General features: G+C 61.3%; 13 protein-coding genes. 10 read left to right on the top strand and 3 right to left on the bottom strand.

Translation table 11 applies throughout. From position 1 onward, the window contains the following. The first annotated feature begins 13 nt into the window (after nt 1-13). Nucleotides 14-1,525 (top strand): LCP family protein, encoded by a 1,512-nt coding sequence (locus SFHG_RS10300; protein WP_081468843.1) that lies wholly within the window; start codon nt 14-16, stop codon nt 1,523-1,525. 121 nt (nt 1,526-1,646) lie between these two features. Here the strand turns inward: SFHG_RS10300 and galE are convergent, their stop codons facing one another. Beyond that, nucleotides 1,647-2,786: a UDP-glucose 4-epimerase GalE gene (galE, locus tag SFHG_RS00145; RefSeq protein WP_081468842.1), complete on the bottom strand. Its 1,140-nt coding sequence runs from the start codon at nt 2,784-2,786 to the stop codon at nt 1,647-1,649. A gap of 414 nt (nt 2,787-3,200) precedes the next feature. Next, nucleotides 3,201-3,653 carry a hypothetical protein gene (locus SFHG_RS00140; RefSeq protein ID WP_202898019.1) on the bottom strand — a complete coding sequence of 151 codons (453 nt, stop codon included), beginning with the start codon at nt 3,651-3,653 and terminating at the stop codon, nt 3,201-3,203. Between the two features lie 120 nt (nt 3,654-3,773). Here SFHG_RS00140 and SFHG_RS00135 point away from each other — a divergent pair, with 120 nt between their 5' ends. The 9 genes from SFHG_RS00135 (at nt 3,774) to clpB (ending at nt 13,287) form a co-directional block, all read left to right on the top strand. Beyond that, a complete protein-coding gene (locus SFHG_RS00135; protein WP_042432031.1) occupies nt 3,774-4,028 on the top strand; it encodes a hypothetical protein in 255 nt (84 codons plus the stop codon). A gap of 6 nt (nt 4,029-4,034) precedes the next feature. After that, entirely contained in the window at nt 4,035-4,466 is a 432-nt protein-coding gene (gene nikR / locus SFHG_RS00130; RefSeq protein WP_042432029.1) for a nickel-responsive transcriptional regulator NikR, read from the top strand. A gap of 62 nt (nt 4,467-4,528) precedes the next feature. Further along, nucleotides 4,529-5,551, top strand: coding sequence for a hydrogenase expression/formation protein HypE (gene hypE / locus SFHG_RS00125; RefSeq protein WP_042432026.1), 1,023 nt, complete (start codon nt 4,529-4,531; stop codon nt 5,549-5,551). Nucleotides 5,552-5,817: 266 nt separating this feature from the next. Then, a complete protein-coding gene (locus SFHG_RS00120) occupies nt 5,818-6,006 on the top strand; it encodes a 4Fe-4S binding protein (RefSeq protein WP_042432023.1) in 189 nt (62 codons plus the stop codon). A 525-nt stretch (nt 6,007-6,531) separates the two neighbouring features. Then, nucleotides 6,532-8,436 (top strand): molecular chaperone DnaK, encoded by a 1,905-nt coding sequence (dnaK, locus tag SFHG_RS00115; RefSeq protein WP_042432020.1) that lies wholly within the window; start codon nt 6,532-6,534, stop codon nt 8,434-8,436. Nucleotides 8,437-8,441: 5 nt separating this feature from the next. Beyond that, nucleotides 8,442-9,131 carry a nucleotide exchange factor GrpE gene (locus SFHG_RS00110; RefSeq protein WP_042432017.1) on the top strand — a complete coding sequence of 230 codons (690 nt, stop codon included), beginning with the start codon at nt 8,442-8,444 and terminating at the stop codon, nt 9,129-9,131. Nucleotides 9,132-9,198: 67 nt separating this feature from the next. Further along, on the top strand, nt 9,199-10,152 hold the full coding sequence (locus tag SFHG_RS00105) for a DnaJ C-terminal domain-containing protein (RefSeq protein WP_042432014.1): 954 nt from the start codon (nt 9,199-9,201) through the stop codon (nt 10,150-10,152). A gap of 2 nt (nt 10,153-10,154) precedes the next feature. Continuing rightward, on the top strand, nt 10,155-10,553 hold the full coding sequence (locus SFHG_RS00100; RefSeq protein ID WP_042432011.1) for a heat shock protein transcriptional repressor HspR: 399 nt from the start codon (nt 10,155-10,157) through the stop codon (nt 10,551-10,553). A 34-nt stretch (nt 10,554-10,587) separates the two neighbouring features. Beyond that, nucleotides 10,588-13,287 (top strand): ATP-dependent chaperone ClpB, encoded by a 2,700-nt coding sequence (clpB, locus tag SFHG_RS00095; RefSeq protein ID WP_042432008.1) that lies wholly within the window; start codon nt 10,588-10,590, stop codon nt 13,285-13,287. Between the two features lie 155 nt (nt 13,288-13,442). Here the strand turns inward: clpB and SFHG_RS00090 are convergent, their stop codons facing one another. After that, nucleotides 13,443-14,879, bottom strand: coding sequence for a helix-turn-helix transcriptional regulator (locus SFHG_RS00090; protein ID WP_052297728.1), 1,437 nt, complete (start codon nt 14,877-14,879; stop codon nt 13,443-13,445). Nucleotides 14,880-16,428: the final 1,549 nt, after the last annotated feature.

Genomic DNA, 16,428 nt, shown 5'->3' with positions numbered 1-16,428 from the left:
GAGGAGATCTTGCATGGCATTCAAAAAGAACCGCCGTCCCCAAGCGAACGATCCGCTAGCTTCCCAGGTGCCCGCCGGCTATCGTCCGGCGTTCACTCCCGGCTCCCAAGGCCCTGGCGCAAACAACGCGTTTCGCAATCAGGCGGGCGCGTCGCAGTATTCGCGTTCGAACCCACAGTATTCGGCACAGCGTTCGCGCAAGTCTGCCAAGGGTAAGAAGATCGCCCTTGGCGTGTGCTGCGCGCTGATCGTCGCCCTTATCGGATGCGGAACCGCGTTCGCCGTTTGGTACAACAACGTGAACAGCCAGCTGAATACGGGCGGCAAAACGTCCGAGGAGCTGGAGAGCATCAACGAGCAGTTGGTTAACTCCAGCTTCAACGAGCCGTTCTACATGATGCTGATCGGCTCGGATAAGCGCGAGGGCGATGACGAAGGCGGCGCACGTTCCGACACGAACATCGTCGTGCGCGTCGACCCGACTTCCAACCAGGCAACGCTCGTGTCCATTCCCCGTGACACCATGATCGATATCGACGGCTACGGCACCAACAAGTTCAACGCTGCGTACAATTACGGCGGCGCTGCGGCGACCATCCGCGAGGCAACCCAGCTCACCGGCGCCAGCATCTCGCATTATGCCGAAGTCAACTTCGAGGAGCTGGTCAGCCTGGTCGACGCCGTCGGAGGCGTCGACGTCATGGTCGACGAGCGCATCGACGACACCGATGCCGACAACACCACCGACCACCCCGAGAACCCGCGCATCATCATCGAGGCCGGCGAGCAGCACCTTAACGGCGAGCAGGCCCTGGTGTTCGCGCGTAGCCGCGCCTATGTCGACGGCGACTTCACGCGTACGGCCAACCAGCGCAAGCTCATCCAGGCTCTGGTGGACAAGGTGCTGGCCCTGCCCGTCACCGAGCTGCCCGGCGTTATCCAGGCTGCGTCGAAGTGCGTTACCACCGACATGAAGGTCAACGACATCATCTCGCTGGCGCAGCAGTTCAAAGATGACGGCGATCTGCTCATGTATTCCGCCATGCTGCCCTCTATCACCGGTTATGTCGACGGCGTTTCCTATGTGTTCGCCGATGAGGACAAGGTCACCGAGATGATGAAGGTCGTCGACCAGGGCGGCGATCCCAGCGGCATCACCGGCTCCACCAGCAAGCTTGCGCAGAAATATAGCGCCGGCTCCTCTGCGGGCGGCTCTTCCACGGGCGGTACCGCTACGGGTGGCGGGATGTATGCCGGCAATGATTACGATACGGGCGGCGCATCCGCCTATAGCGGCGGTTACTCCTCAAGCGGAACCGGCTCTTCGTCTTACTACGGCGGCGCAACGGGCGGTGCCACGGGCGGCTATGCCGATACGTCGTCCAGCGCATCCGGTGCTGGAACGGGCTATTCCGGAGCGGCATCCACCGGCGGTTCTGCTGGCTCGTATGGCACGGGCGGCTACGCATCCGGTGCGGGAACCGGCGGCTACGCAACGGGAACCGGCGTGGGTTCTGCCTACTAGCGCTTTTTCGATCTTCAAAGGGACGCGGTTTAAAGCTGCGTCCCTTTTTACTTCCTAATGAAAAGGGCTCGCAATCCGAATGGGATTGCGAGCCCTTGTGCGATCTGCGGCGGGTAACGGGTTACTGCTCGGTGGCGTATCCGTCGGGGTTCATGGATTGCCAACGCCAGCTGTCGGCGCACATACGGTCAAGGTCGTACTCGGCGACCCAGCCCAGCTCGGTGCGCGCCTTGTCGCAAGCAGCGTAGTTGGTGGCAACGTCGCCGGCACGGCGCGGCTTGATCTGGTAGGGGATCTCGTGGCCGCAAGCCTTCTCGAATGCGTGCACGACATCGAGCACGCTCGAGCCCTTGCCGGTGCCAAGGTTGAAGATGCCCACGCCGCGGCGGCTGCCGTCGGCGGCTGCTTCGCCTTCCAGCGATCCCAGGCCCAGCGCCTTGCCGGTGCCAACTTTGCCGCCCATCCATTCAAGTGCCGCCACATGGCCGCGGGCCAGGTCGACCACATGGATGTAGTCGCGCACGCCCGTGCCGTCCGGGGTGTCGTAGTCGTCGCCGAACACGCCGACGCACTCCAGCTTGCTCACGGCAACCTGCGCGACGTAGGGCAGCAGGTTGTTCGGGATGCCCTTCGGATCCTCGCCGATCAGGCCGCTCTCATGCGCGCCGATGGGGTTGAAGTAACGCAGCAGCACGACGTTCCACTCGTTGTCGCCCACGTACAGGTCGGTGAGCACCTGCTCGAGCATGCTCTTGGTCCATCCGTAGGGGTTGGTGCAGTCGTGCTTGGGGCACTCCTCGGTGATCGGGATGAACTCGGGCTCGCCGTACACCGTTGCGCTGCTGGAGAACACGATGTTCTTCACGCCGTGGTTGCGCGCCACATCGCACAGCACCAGCGTGCCGGCGATGTTGTTCCAGTAGTACTCCAGCGGCTTCTGCACGCTTTCGCCAACTGCCTTGAAGCCGGCGAAGTGGATGATGGCGTCAACGTCGTTTTCGGCGAAGATGGCGTCAAGCGCTTCTCGGTCCAAGATGTTCTGCTTGTAGAAACGCAGCTGGGCGTCGTCGGCGTCGATGCCGCAGATCTTGCGGATGCGGTCGACGGCGATCTGGCTGGAATTGCTCAGATCGTCCACGATGACCACGCTGTAGCCTCGCTGGATCAGCTCGACGCAGGTATGGCTGCCGATGAATCCGGCACCGCCCGTGACCAGGATGCTCAGGTCCTTCTGGTCTTTCGCCAGTCCTTTGTTTGCCATGAAAGCTCCTTATCCTTTGAGCAGGTCTTCCCTGTACGCGCAAGCGCGTTCTCATGTGCTTCATGGTAGCAGTCCGGCGGTCTCTTACGGGTAAAGAGTTCGAAAGCAACACGCGCGTATGAGCGTGTCGAAGACAACGGCAGCGCTCATGGCTGATAAGCCGCCGTTCGGAATGAGTTCAAAGATTATTCTTGACCTAGAACAATTATGTCGCTATTCTGTTCTCAGTTGGAGACAACGCTTCTCGATATCTCCTCCCCCTCGTTTCACTCGTCTGACGAAAGGCCGCCTCCCCCGCGGCCTTTCGTCATTTTTGGGGATATCGAAGCGGGGGTGCCTGCTACGTTCCGAGGCTCCGATGAAGTAAATGCTAGGCGACCATTGATTTGCGGTTTGCGCAATCACCTGGCGCGATCATCCCCGCTTGTCCCCGAATTTCGGCAGCTTTTTCAGCAAAGCCCAGGCGATTTGCTTATCCTGGGGCGTTTGTAAAAGGGACCCGAAGTCAAGAAACGATATCGCGGTGCGGCCAAGCAGGCGGGTTGCCTTCCCGGAGGGAACGGCAAGGTGATACGCCTGCCCGAGGAGCGCGGCGCTTTTGCCGTCCGCGGCTACGATGCAGATCGGGTCCAAGCCCTCGATCAGAACGAACAGGGCCTGCTGGTCAAGATCGCCGGGCACGACGTATGTGCACGCATCATGCCCGTGCCCCAAAGCCGCCAATGAACTGTTCAGCGCTTTTTCGGCAGCCTCCGAAAGCGGTTCGGAGCTGATGACGCAGCACAGCCCAGCGCGGGTGCCGCTCATGTACTGACCGAACAGCTCCCAGGTTTCGTCCAATGCGACCTCGTATTTGTTACCGCTCATGGTTTTTTTCACACCCGCTCTTGCCCTCGAAACGCGTTCGCCGTATAACCGAATCATACCAAGAACGCAAATAGCCGCGAATGGCGTGGAGCCATCGTCGCGGAAACAAAGGAGGACGTTATGTGCACTAACGGCATCAACACCGGTCAGTTCGAGATGATGATCGAGCAGATCGACGACCATTTGAAGCTCGAGCGCCGTTGGGCCCACACGCTGGGTCACAAGGCGGGCGACGCCGGCTATGAGAATGTTTCCAAGAAGCTGCACGAGGCGCAGGCGCTCATCGACGATGTGCGCGCGCTGCTCGACGAGGCGAAGGATGCGCTGGAAGACGATGCGGAGGCCGCCGGCGGCGTTACGGTCGAGCTGGTGTAGCCCGGTATGGCGAACGACCTGATGCGGTTCTCGGTCGCCATGCCTGAGGACCTGCTGGTAAGCTTCGATCGCCTGGTATCGCGACGGGGGCTGGCGAAGAACCGCAGCGAAGTGGTGCGCGACCTGGTCCGCGATGCGCTGGTCGAGGACGAGTGCGCGATGCCCGGCGTCGAGGTTGCGGGGTCGTTGACCATCGTGTTCGACCACCACGCAAACGACCTGCAGGAAAAGCTGCATGCCATCCAGCACGAGTACTTCGGCAACATCGTGTCGTCAATGCATGTGCACCTCGATGAGCACATGTGCTTGGAGGTCATCGTGCTGCGCGGCTATACGGAGCTGGTTCAGAGCATTGCGAACTTGATCCTCGGAACCAAGGGCGTGCAAAACGGCAAGCTCGTGCTCACCGTCGCCGAACATCACCACGAACATCATTAAGCGATCATCGGCCGTGCGGATCGAACGCCGTGCGGCCGTTCACATATATAAGGAGCAATGCAATGGATACTACGGTCATGCTCGGCCATGGCAGCGGCGGCACCATGATGAAGCGCATCATTGACGAGGTGTTCTTCGCCGCCTATGCAGGCGAAGAGCTTTTGCGCGGCGATGACGCGGCGGTGCTGCCCGCGCCGGCGCAAGGCGAGCGCCTGGCGTTTTCCACGGATGGCTTCGTGGTCACACCGCACTTCTTCCCGGGTGGCGATATCGGCCGTTTGGCCGTGTGCGGCACGGTGAACGACGTCGCCACCAGCGGCGCCACCCCGCGCTACCTGAGCTGCGGCTTCGTGTTGGAAGAGGGCTTCCCCATCGAGGACCTCAAGCGCATTTGCACCAGCATGGCCGAAGTGGCGAAGGAGGCCGGCGTGCATCTGGTCACGGGAGACACCAAGGTGGTTAACCGCGGCCACGGCGACGGCGTGTACATCAACACCGCGGGCATCGGCACGCTGCGCGAGGGAGTGAACCTGGGCGGCGCGCAGTGCAAGCCGGGTGACAAGGTGCTGGTCAGCGGCACGTTGGGCGACCACGGCATCACCATCATGAGCTGCCGCGAGTCGCTGTCGTTCAAGGCCGACCTGCAAAGCGACGCTGCGCCCCTGAACCACCTCATCGCCGAGGTGCTGGCGGCGGCGCCGGGCGCGCGTTGCTTCCGCGATCCCACGCGCGGCGGCCTTGCCTCCACGCTCAACGAGCTGGCGGCGCAATCCGGCACCGACATCACGGTAGAGGAGGATGCCGTCCCCGTGAAGCCCGCCGTGCAGGGCGCGTGCGACATGCTCGGCTATGATGTGCTGCAGGTGGCCAACGAGGGCAAGATGGTATGCGTCGTCGCCCCCGAGGACGCCGACGCGGCGCTTGCGGCCATGCGCGCGAACAAGTACGGCGCTGATGCCGCTATCATCGGCGAAGTGTCCGAAGCGCAGCCCGAGCGCGGCTCGAAGGTCTTCCTGCGCACGGCCTTCGGTGGAACGCGCATCCTGGATATGCTGGTGGGCGAGCAGCTGCCGCGCATCTGCTAGACGCGTCTGGACGATAACCGGTCGGCTTGGCCCCGCTTCTCCTCGGGAAGTGGGGCTTTTTGTGTGTTCGGTTGGCGGATTAGGCGTCAAGCTTGATGCGACGCACGGGTTAAACGTCGTTGCGAAAGCGCCGTCGTAACCGCTCCCCGGGTATTTTCCTGATTCGTATTGCAATCATCGGCAGTAGTGGTATTGTGCCTGCATTGCTTAATTGGGGTATGACCCGGTAGCATTTCGCCGGGGCTTATAGACGAGAAGGAGTTACCATGGCACATCCGGTTATTGTGGCTGACGAGTGCATCGGCTGCGGCATTTGCGTTGACGCCTGCCCGCAGGAGGTCCTGGAGGTCAACGGTGGCGTTGTCGAGGCTGTGAACGAGGAGAACTGCATCGCTTGCGGCGACTGCGTCGAGGAGTGCCCCATGGGCGCCATCCCCGAGGTCGTCGAAGAGTAACCTCTGTCGTTGATCGCGTTGAACGAGGCCCTTGCCTATATATAGGCAAGGGCCTCGTTGCGTATGGGGGTTCGATACGGGAGGGTTGGGCCGAGCTGCAAGGCGGGCTCGACCTTCAGCGTCCGACGGCCGAAACGTGCGTTGCGAAGACGGAAGGGCGTCTCCGGCGCCTGCGTTTGAGCGGGCGTGGGGGTCTTGTGCCAAACGCCCTTTGAGAATCTATTGCATAGCGACTGAGATCTTGCGAGTTGCATTACATTCGCGATCAAGCCGCGATTCCGTGCCAGCATGGGCGTCATTTTCCGGAAGAGGATATTGTTTTCCCAGTTCAAAAGCTTGATAGAGAAATTTCAACCTATCTGACATTTTGGTGTTGACAAAACGTAACATTATATTTCTCAAATAACTTGACATGCCAAGACTTAGATTTTATAGTACGAATCGTCGGAAAAAGGTTAAGCCCTTAGAGCCTAGCCGCAGTACCTGATTTCGGTTACATAACTCCAAGTGAGAGGAAGCAATCATATGAGCAAGATTCTGGGTATCGACCTTGGCACCACCAACTCCGCCATGGCCGTCATGGAGGGATCCGAGCCCGAGATCCTCGTGAACGCCGAGGGCGACCGCACCACTCCGTCCGTCGAGGGCTTCCGCAAGGACGGCGAGCGCGTGGTCGGCAAGGCCGCTAAGAACCAGGCCGTCACCAACCCTGAGAACACCGTCTCCTCCGTCAAGCGCTTCATCGGCCGCTCCTTCGCCGAAACCCAGGCAGAGCAGGCGAAGGTCAGCTACAAGGTGCAGGCAGGCAAGGACGGCCGCACCGTCGTCGACATCGACGGTAAGGACTACACGCCTGAGGAAATCTCCGCAATGGTCCTGCAGAAGTTGAAGAACGATGCTGAGAAGCAGGTCGGCTCGCCCATCACGCAGGCCGTCATCACCGTCCCGGCATACTTCAACGACGCTCAGCGTCAGGCCACCAAGGATGCCGGTAAGATCGCCGGCCTCGAGGTCCTGCGCATCATCAACGAGCCTACGGCAGCTGCTCTGGCATACGGCCTCGACAAGACGAACAAGGATGAGAAGATCCTCGTGTTCGACCTGGGCGGCGGCACGTTCGACGTGTCCATCCTGGAGCTCGGCGACGGCGTCTTCGAGGTCGCCGCTACCGCAGGTGACAACCAGCTGGGCGGCGATGACTGGGATCATCGCGTCATCGATTGGCTGGCTGACAAGTTCGCAAAGGACAACGGCGGCATCGACCTGCGCAAGGACAAGATGGCCCTGCAGCGTCTGAAGGAAGCTGCCGAGAAGGCCAAGATGGAGCTGTCCAGCACCACGCAGGCCAACATCAACCTGCCGTTCATCACCGCTGACGCCACCGGCCCGAAGCACCTGGACTACACGCTTACCCGCGCTGAGTTCGAGTCCATCACCAAGGACCTTCTGGACCGTTGCCGCAAGCCTGTTGAGCAGGCGCTGCGCGATGCCGGCATGTCCCAGGGCGACATCGACGAGGTCATCCTCGTTGGCGGCTCCACCCGTATGCCCGCCGTGCAGGAGCTGGTGAAGCGCATGACCGGCAAGCAGCCGAACATGTCCGTGAACCCCGATGAGGTCGTGGCCATGGGCGCTGCCGTTCAGGGCGGCGTGCTCGCCGGCGACGTCGAGGGCATCCTGCTGCTGGACGTCACGCCCCTGTCCCTGGGCGTGGAGACCATGGGCGGCATCATGACGAAGATGATCGACCGCAACACCACCATCCCCACCCGCAAGACCGAGGTGTACTCCACGGCGGCCGACAACCAGACCTCCGTTGAGATCCACGTGCTGCAGGGCGAGCGCCAGATGGCCAAGGATAACAAGACGCTGGGCAAGTTCCAGCTGGCCGGCATCCCGGCTGCCCGCCGCGGCGTGCCGCAGATCGAGGTCACGTTCGACATCGACGCCAACGGCATCGTGAACGTTTCCGCTAAGGACCTGGGCACCGGCAAGCAGCAGCAGATCACCATCAGCGGCTCCACGGCTCTGAACGACGAGGAAGTCGACCGCATGGTCAAGGATGCCGAGGCTCATGCCGAGGAAGACAAGAAGCACAAGGAAGAGGTCGAGACCCGCAACAACTGCGATGCGTTGGTTAACGCCACCGAGCAGACCCTGAACGAGTTGGGCGACAAGGTGCCCGCGGACTCCAAGTCCGCCGCCGAGGAGGCCATCAACGAGGCGAAGACGGCTCTGGCCGGCTCCGATATCGAGGCCATCAAGGCTGCCACCGAGAAGCTGCAGCAGGCGGGCTACAAGCTGGCCGAGGTCGCGTACAGCCAGCAGCAGGGCGCCGATCAGGCGGCCGGCGCCGCAGCGGGCGCTCAGTCCGATGACGGCCCCATCGAGGCCGACTACGAGGTCGTCGACGATAAGGAAGGGAAGTAAGCGCCATGACGATGCAGAGCACGCCCGAGCCTGAGCGCGCAACGCAGGATCAGGGCACCCAGATTCCCATTCAGGACGAAGCGTCCGACGTGAAGCAGGAAGGCGTCGCCCAGCAGGGCGCCGCCCCCGAGGCGGATCCCGCCGCATCCGATACGGTCGCGGAGGCCGAGGAAGTGCTCGAGGCCCAGGCCGAAGAGGCTCCCACCAACGACGAGCTGGTGGAGAAGGCCCAGGCAGAGGCGAAGGACTGGCAGGACAAATACCTGCGCCTGCATGCCGAATGGGATACGTACCGTCGTCGTACGGCGGAGCAGCGCGAGCAGGAGCGCCTCCGCGCCGGTGAGAAGCTGGTTGAGAAGCTGCTGCCCGTCATCGACGATTTCGAGCGCACCATCGACTACGCCGAGAAGAACGGCGAGGCCGGCTTGATCGACGGTGTGAAGGCCGTGCACAGCAAGTTCGTGAACGTGCTGGAAACCGGCGGCGTGCAGGTCATCAACCCTGCCGGCCAGGCTTTCGATGCGCTCGAGTGCCAGGCGGTCGCCACGGTCGACGATGCGTCCGTGCCGGACGAGACGGTGCATGAGGTGTACCAGAAGGGCTACAAGATGGGGACGAAGGTTCTCCGAGCCGCAATGGTCACCGTCACCACGGGCGGTCCGAAGAGGCCCAAGCCCGAGAGCGAAGACGAATAGATAGCTTTTGCGAGGGCGGGCGGTATGGTCCGCCCTCGTGCTTACTTAAGAAAGGAAGGTGGAGCGCATGCCGGCTACTCCGGATTACTACAAAACGCTGGGCGTTCCGCGCACGGCGACCACCGACGAGATTAAGAAGGCGTTCCGCAAACTAGCGCGCAAGCACCACCCCGATGCGGGTGGCAGCGAGGCCAAGTTCAAGGAGATCAACGAAGCCTACGAGGTCTTGTCAGACGATAAGAAGCGCAAGCTGTACGACCAATACGGCACCGCGAACGAGAATCAGATTCCCCGAGGATGGGGCGGTGGGTCCGTGAACGTCGAGGATATCTTCGGCGGCGCCGGTGCAGGTGGTTTCGGCAGCTGGGCCGATATCCTCGAAAGCATCCGCCGTGGCGAGGGTGCATTCGGCTCGAACTGGGATTTCAACGGCGCCGGCGCTAGCGGCTTTGCGGGCCGCCAACCGCGTCCGCGCAAGGGCCAGGACATGAACGTTACCCTGAACGTTACGTTCGAAGAGGCGTTTTCCGGTACGGAGAAGCGCGTTACCGTTCGCGTGCCCGGTCGCGCCGATTCGGAAACGCTTACCGTCAAGGTCCCTGCGGGCGCCGTCGATGGCGGGCGTTTGCGCTTCCGCGGCAAGGGCGCACCTGGTGAATCGGGCGGTGAGGCCGGCGACCTGCTGGTCACTACCCGCATTCAGGATCATCCGTACTTCAAGCGCGATGGGGCCGATGTGCTCATCGATGTGCCCGTCAACGTGGCGGAAGCCGCGTTGGGCGCCAGCGTCGTAGTGCCTGCTCCCGATGGCACGAAGGTGCGCGTGAAGGTGCCTGCCGGAACCCAAGACCAAACGGTCATGTCGGTTCGCGGTAAGGGGGCGCCGAAGGTGAAGGGCTCCGGCAACGGCGACCTGAAGATCACCATCAAAGTGCAGGTTCCCAAGTCTATGAACCCGCAGCAGCAAAAGGCCATGGAGGCGTTCTTGGAGGCGTCGCCCGATGACGTGAGGAGCTGGTAAGCATGCCCGAATGGAACGATCGCAACCGGCCCCTGTATATGATCGGCGTAGCTGCCGAACTGGCAGGCGTGCACCCTCAAACCCTTCGAGCATACGAGCAGAAGGGCCTGGTAACGCCCCAGCGCACCAGCGGCAATACCCGCATGTACTCGCAGGCGGATATCGAGCGCCTGTCCCTTATCAACGAGCTCACCGGCGAGGGCATCAACCTTGCCGGGGTCATCCGCATCCTCGATCTGCAGGGCCGCCTGGTCGATCGCGATCAGGAAATCGACGACCTGCACAAACGGGTTCGCCGCCTTGCCGATCGCGTGCACGAGCTGGAAACGCGCGAAAGCGTGAACTCCCTCGTGCAGTCGCCTACGGCGATCGTCGTTCGTCGTCCCAGCTCGCTTTTGTAAACAAATGCGTTGAACCGATTCAAAGGAGGTTCGCATGAGATTAGATAAACTTGCCGTTACCGCTCAGGAGGCCTTCCAGGCCTCGATGGGCGTTGCCGGCGATGCGCAATCCAGCACCATCGAGCCCATTCACTTGCTCAAGGCCATGCTGGACGCATCGGAGAACAATCTGTCCGCCATCATCAAGCGCATCGGCGCCGATCCGGCGCAGCTGTCGCAAAACGTCGACGCCGCCATCGCCGCCATGCCGAAGGCCAGCGGCTCCACCATGCCTATGGCCATGCCCAGCAACAACCTTATGAAGGTCATCGACAACGCCGTGAAGGCAGCGGAGCGCATGGGCGACAGCTACGCAACCACCGAGCACCTGCTCATCGCCTTGGCTCAGGACAAGGGCGACGCCGGCCGCGTGCTCAACGGCCTCGGCATCACGGGGAAAACCGTCGAGGAGGCGTACAGCTCCCTGCGCGGTTCCACCCGCGTCACCGATCAGCAAAGCAAGCCTGAGCTCGACGCCTTGAACCAGTACGGCCAGAACCTTACGCAGAAGGCGCGCGAGGGCAAGCTCGACCCGGTCATCGGCCGTTCCGAGGAGATTCGTCGCACCATCCAGGTGCTCAGCCGCCGCACGAAGAACAACCCCGTGCTTATCGGCGAACCCGGCGTCGGCAAAACCGCCATCGTCGAAGGCCTGGCGCAGCGCATCGTCGCAGGCGATGTCCCGTCCGGCTTGAAGGACCACGACGTCATCGCGCTCGACCTGGGCGCCATGGTCGCAGGCGCTAAGTACCGCGGCGAGTTCGAGGACCGCTTGAAGGCGGTTCTGCGCGAGGTCAAGGAGTCGAACGGCCAGATCATCCTCTTCATCGACGAGCTGCATACCATCGTGGGCGCCGGCTCCACGGGCGATAGCTCCATGGATGCGGGCAACATGCTCAAGCCGGCCCTGGCGCGCGGCGAGCTGCACGCCATCGGCGCAACCACGCTCGATGAGTACCGCAAGTACATCGAAAAGGATGCCGCTCTTGAGCGTCGTTTTCAGACGGTCATGGTCAGCGAGCCCACGGTCGAGGACACCATCGCCATCCTTCGCGGCCTGAAGGAGAAGTACGAGATCCATCATGGCGTGCGCATCACCGATGCCGCCATCGTCGCCTGCGCGGAGCTGTCGAACCGCTACATCTCCGACCGCTTCCTGCCCGACAAGGCCATCGACCTCATGGACGAGGCCGCCAGCCGTCTGCGCATCGAGATCGACAGCATGCCCGAAGAGGTCGATCTGGCGGAGCGCAAGCTTACCCAGATGCAGATCGAGGAGCAGGCGCTTATGAAGGAGACGGACGAGGTCAGCCGCGAACGCCTTGAGCATCTGCGCAAGGAAATCGCCGACGCTCAGGATGCATTGTCGAAGCGCAAGGCCGAATGGCAAAACGAAAAGGACGTTATCGAGGACGTCCAAACGCTCAAAGCCGACCTCGAAGCCGCGCAGACCGAAGAGGAGCGCGCAACCCGCGAAGGCGATTTGGTGAAGGCCTCCGAGATCCGCTACGGCCGCATCCCCGAGCTGCAGCGCAAGCTGGATCAGGCCGAACAGGCCCTGAACGACAAGCAAGAGGACGGCGCGATTCTCAAGGAGGAGGTGTCGCAGGAGGAAATCGCCGAGGTGGTGTCCACCTGGACCGGCATCCCCGTGTCCAAGATGATGCAGGGCGAGATGGAGAAGCTCGTCGACCTCGAGGACAAGCTGCATGAGCGCGTTATCGGCCAGGACGAGGCCGTCTCGGCGGTCGCCGGCGCTATCCGCCGCAACCGCGCAGGCCTGTCCGACCCGAACAAGCCTATCGGCAGCTTCCTGTTCCTCGGTCCCACTGGCGTGGGCAAGACGGAGCTGGCGAAGGCGCTGGCGGAATACCTGTTCGACAGCGAGAAGGCCATGGTGCGCATCGACATGTCGGAGTACATGGAGAAATTCAGCGTGCAGCGCCTGATCGGTGCCCCTCCGGGATACGTCGGTTACGACGAGGGCGGTCAGCTTACCGAGGCGGTGCGTCGTCGTCCGTATAGCGTCATCTTGCTCGATGAGGTGGAGAAGGCCCATCCCGATGTCTTCAACATCTTGCTGCAGGTTCTCGATGACGGCCGCTTGACGGATGGTCAGGGTCGTTTGGTGTCGTTCAAGAACGCCATCATCATCATGACCAGCAACATCGGCTCCCAAGCCATTCGCGAATACGAAAGTGCGAACGCCCAGAAGGAGACCATGGGCGACGTCATGGAAAACGTCATGAAGGGCGATGTGGAAACGGCGGCGAAGAGCTTGGCGGAGCTGTCCAACAAGATCAACGACGCGCTGCGTAACACCTTCCGCCCCGAGTTCCTCAACCGTATCGATGAGGTCATCACGTTCCATGCGCTGTCCATCGCCAACATGGAGCCCATCGTCGAGCTGCAGCTTAACGACGTGCGTCAGCGTTTGGCCGATCGTCGCGTCACGCTCGACGTCACGCCCGCCGCTATGGACCATCTGTCCATCGACGGTTTCGATCCGGTGTATGGCGCTCGTCCCTGCAAGCGTTTGGTGCAGCGCGAGATCGTCGATCGCATTGCACAGAAGATCGTCGAGGGCAAGCTGCCCGATCGCAGCCATGTGCTCATCGACATCGACGAGGCAACCGACGAGTACGTATGTCGCGTCGAGCCGCCGTTGGAGCTTGACGCCGTGCCGGTTGACTAGCCGAGCGGCCGTGCGTTGCGGTTATCGCGACGCAGCTGTAAGCGTGTAACGAAAAAGAGCGCCTGCCGAGTTTTATCTTGGCAGGCGCTCTTCGTTTGTATGCGAGATCATCGTTTCAAGTCATTCGCCCTTCGGCTGCATGAGTGGCGCAGGGCTTAGCGTTCAACCAGGTCAAGCAGCTCTTGCTTGCTATGCACATCTAGTTTCGAGTAGATATGCTTCGTGTGGCCCTTCACGGTGTTCTCGGTCAGGTACAGCGTCTCGGCGATGTACGCCTTCGTGCGTCCCTTGCACAGCAGCTGCATGATCTCAAGTTCGCGTGGCGTCAGCTTGTGCTGCTTGCCAACCTCCTCGCAGTGCTCCTCAAGGCTTCGGTAATCCGCGGGCGCGCTTACCGGTTCGCCGCGCAATTCCGCGAACAACCACTTCGTATCCTGGTCGCGCATTTCCAAGCAGAACGAGGACACCAGCAGCAGCACGAACATCAAGGCGACCACGATCACGGCATCGTGTTCGCCGCCTGAATACGCGGGGGGCATCATCGATCCGATGGCGAACGGCGCCGTATAGCAGGCCCAGCCGATGCCGAAGACCCACGGGGCGGGAAGCTTCGAATGCTGTGCCACGTCGGACAGGGTCAACCAGGCGAATAGCACGATAAGGTCCCAAGCACTGCTTTCCACGCATCGAAGCACGGTCATTTCAGGGAATGTGGCCTGACTGAGCATGTCTAGAGCAAGCACCAAAAGCGCGATACGCCACAATTGCGAGAAGTTAAAAGGCTTGTTCAGCTTCACTACTACGAATAGTACGATGCCCGAGATGACCATTTCCAATAAACGCCCAAGCAAGAAGTCGACAGCGGGCACCTGGGACTGGTTTCCCGAGAACCGGCTTACCAGGAACGCGGCCACGAAGCTGAACGCGGCAATGGTCACAGCTACCTTCCATAGCCCTCGCATGTTGTGGGAGTCAAAGCGAATGACGGCCTTTTCTGCGCTGGCGTTCTCCATGCTGCTGAGCGCGACGCGGCACATCCACACCGAGGCGATGGGTAGCAGCATGGCGAACACGCATTGGACCTCAAAGGGGACGAAATGCGTGAGCGCCTTCAGCGTCGACCCCCCGATGTTGGCCAGCAGCAGGTAAACCACCGCATGGCGCAAATCGAGCTTCGCATAGAACGTTCCCCACTGCAGGTATAGCCAGCCAAGAACGCATGCGCATAGGGCCATGGCGGCAAATTGGAGCGGAATCGAGGGGATTGCAGTAAATGTGAGTGCGAGCAGCAGCGCGCCTAGCGCGCCGAACGCGCCGACAACCGCTGCGGAAATCCCAGAGGTGAAGAACGTTGGCGCTTTGCGTGAAACGGCAGCGAACAGCAAAACGGCAACCGCCAGCAGAAGGTAGGAAAACGTCCAGGGAAGCTGGGCGGAGGGGCTTACTCCTCCGAATGCGTTGATCAAAAAGCCCCAAGCCAGCGGACACGCTATGCCCGTTGATGCAAACGCGGTCATCTTGGCGCTAAAGCGCGGCTTGCCGCCGGCAGGTTTATGGTTCAACTCCGGTTTTGCTGATGCTGCAGTTTTCATTTCGCCCCTTCTCTCAGGGGGAATGGTAACATACGCGGTTAACAATGAGCCTGCGCCCCAAGAAAAAGAAGCATAACAATCTGACCAGCGGAAATACCCGAGACACCCCTTTCGGGTAAGTAAAGAAAACCGTGCAGCGAGCCGAAAATGACCATCTAAGGGTGGCGCGCGGCTACCTGACCCGGCGTACTATCCATGTTGTCGGGAGCGAAGCCGCACCTTGGTCTTGGCCGAAATAAAGTTTCAGCCGGGACCGTTTCGCCAACTGTTTGCGGCTTGCGCTCATGCGACGAAAGAGATGGAGCGTTGACAATCGATAACACATCCGCGGAAGCTCGCAACGCCGAACGACCAACCCCCTCCGGTCGAGCGCACCCCATAACGCGCAGGCGAATCCCCTCACTAAGCGTTGCTTCCGAATCTCCTCCATGGCCCGCGAGCCCCCTTCTCGCGGGCCTCTTCTTTTTCAGGGGGTAAGCCGTTCAGGTAAGGAAACGTAGTTCGAGCGCCGACAAGCAAGCATGTTCGGGCAGCGATAAACGGGCATAGGAAGAGAACCAAGCGCAAGAGCAGCGGTCGCATGAGGCGAACCTCTTCTATATATCTGTATATCAATATCGCGGCATCGAACGCTGTTCGGCCGAACGAGCGAATCCAGCGCGAGCGAAAGAGCCCAGCCTCGCAATGTCTCAAGGGCGCTCCTCTAAAGCTAGTCATATTAAAACCGCCCCCTTGCTCCATTTGAACTGCCTCTCATTTCTCATGTTCAAGAAAAGGAGGCGGTTCAGGAATGGAGCAAGGGGGCTTGCCGCTATACAGTGAACCGAGCGGAATCGGGGGGTTGCTGATTGGGTTCCCCTCTTTGTGCGTATAGGCGAAAAAGGCAGCGCAACCTTCTATGCTCGAATCTATGAAGCCTTGCTGTGCCCGGCCGAATGTCCCTTTGCGTTCTCGACACGGTCGAAGAGAACGCATATCGCAAATGCGGGAAGTGGGCCGGGCTCTCTGCTCCCCGTCAAACCGCTCGTCTTCGCTGCCATGAGATGTCGCGATGGCTTGGCTAACGCTTTCTGCTCTAAAGTCCCGCAGTCTGCCGATTCGCCATAAGGGCGCACTGAGAGTCCGGGCATTGCTCCGCGACGCATCTACCTATAGGCCATCGAATCGCAAGGAGGCAGAGCGCAAAAGCGGCAAATCGTTTCGCCGGGATCCACCCCATGCTGCCCAACGCTCTGTGCCCCGCCGCTGCGAGCGCTGCCATGTCGGGCAGAGCCCCGCGCTCCCGTCGCCGCGGCTCGACCCAACGCCTTCTGGTCCAAGCTCCACTGCCCGTCGATATGCCTGCGGAGAGCAGCAGGATCGCGTGCCGCGCCGCAGCGCATACGCGTATAGGCCGTCCAGGTGCGGGGAAGGCCGCGTGCCTCGCGTTCCGTCTCCCGCCGTCACGGCTTGCGGCTGCACAGTGCAACGTGCCCTGCCCAGGGCGCCGTGGACCGTCCATATATAAGGAAGGGCGCAACGCGCCCTCGAGCCTCTTCCGAACCCCAGA

Source organism: Senegalimassilia anaerobia JC110, from assembly GCF_000236865.1.
Classification (GTDB): Bacteria; Actinomycetota; Coriobacteriia; order Coriobacteriales; family Eggerthellaceae; genus Senegalimassilia; species Senegalimassilia anaerobia.
The sequence above is the reverse complement of the archived record's forward strand: the minus strand, read 5'-3'. Positions and strand labels throughout refer to the sequence as shown.

Bases quoted from the DNA above. Each gene is read 5' to 3' on its own strand.
- SFHG_RS00135 (WP_042432031.1), top strand. From the start codon at position 3,774: ATGTGCACTAACGGCATCAACACCGGTCAGTTCGAGATGATGATCGAG.
- SFHG_RS00100 (WP_042432011.1), top strand. From the start codon at position 10,155: ATGCCCGAATGGAACGATCGCAACCGGCCCCTGTATATGATCGGCGTA.
- galE (WP_081468842.1), bottom strand. From the start codon at position 2,786: ATGGCAAACAAAGGACTGGCGAAAGACCAGAAGGACCTGAGCATCCTG.
- SFHG_RS00110 (WP_042432017.1), top strand. From the start codon at position 8,442: ATGACGATGCAGAGCACGCCCGAGCCTGAGCGCGCAACGCAGGATCAG.
- nikR (WP_042432029.1), top strand. From the start codon at position 4,035: ATGGCGAACGACCTGATGCGGTTCTCGGTCGCCATGCCTGAGGACCTG.
- SFHG_RS00120 (WP_042432023.1), top strand. From the start codon at position 5,818: ATGGCACATCCGGTTATTGTGGCTGACGAGTGCATCGGCTGCGGCATT.
- SFHG_RS00090 (WP_052297728.1), bottom strand. From the start codon at position 14,879: ATGAAAACTGCAGCATCAGCAAAACCGGAGTTGAACCATAAACCTGCC.
- SFHG_RS10300 (WP_081468843.1), top strand. From the start codon at position 14: ATGGCATTCAAAAAGAACCGCCGTCCCCAAGCGAACGATCCGCTAGCT.
- dnaK (WP_042432020.1), top strand. From the start codon at position 6,532: ATGAGCAAGATTCTGGGTATCGACCTTGGCACCACCAACTCCGCCATG.
- hypE (WP_042432026.1), top strand. From the start codon at position 4,529: ATGGATACTACGGTCATGCTCGGCCATGGCAGCGGCGGCACCATGATG.
- clpB (WP_042432008.1), top strand. From the start codon at position 10,588: ATGAGATTAGATAAACTTGCCGTTACCGCTCAGGAGGCCTTCCAGGCC.
- SFHG_RS00140 (WP_202898019.1), bottom strand. From the start codon at position 3,653: ATGAGCGGTAACAAATACGAGGTCGCATTGGACGAAACCTGGGAGCTG.
- SFHG_RS00105 (WP_042432014.1), top strand. From the start codon at position 9,199: ATGCCGGCTACTCCGGATTACTACAAAACGCTGGGCGTTCCGCGCACG.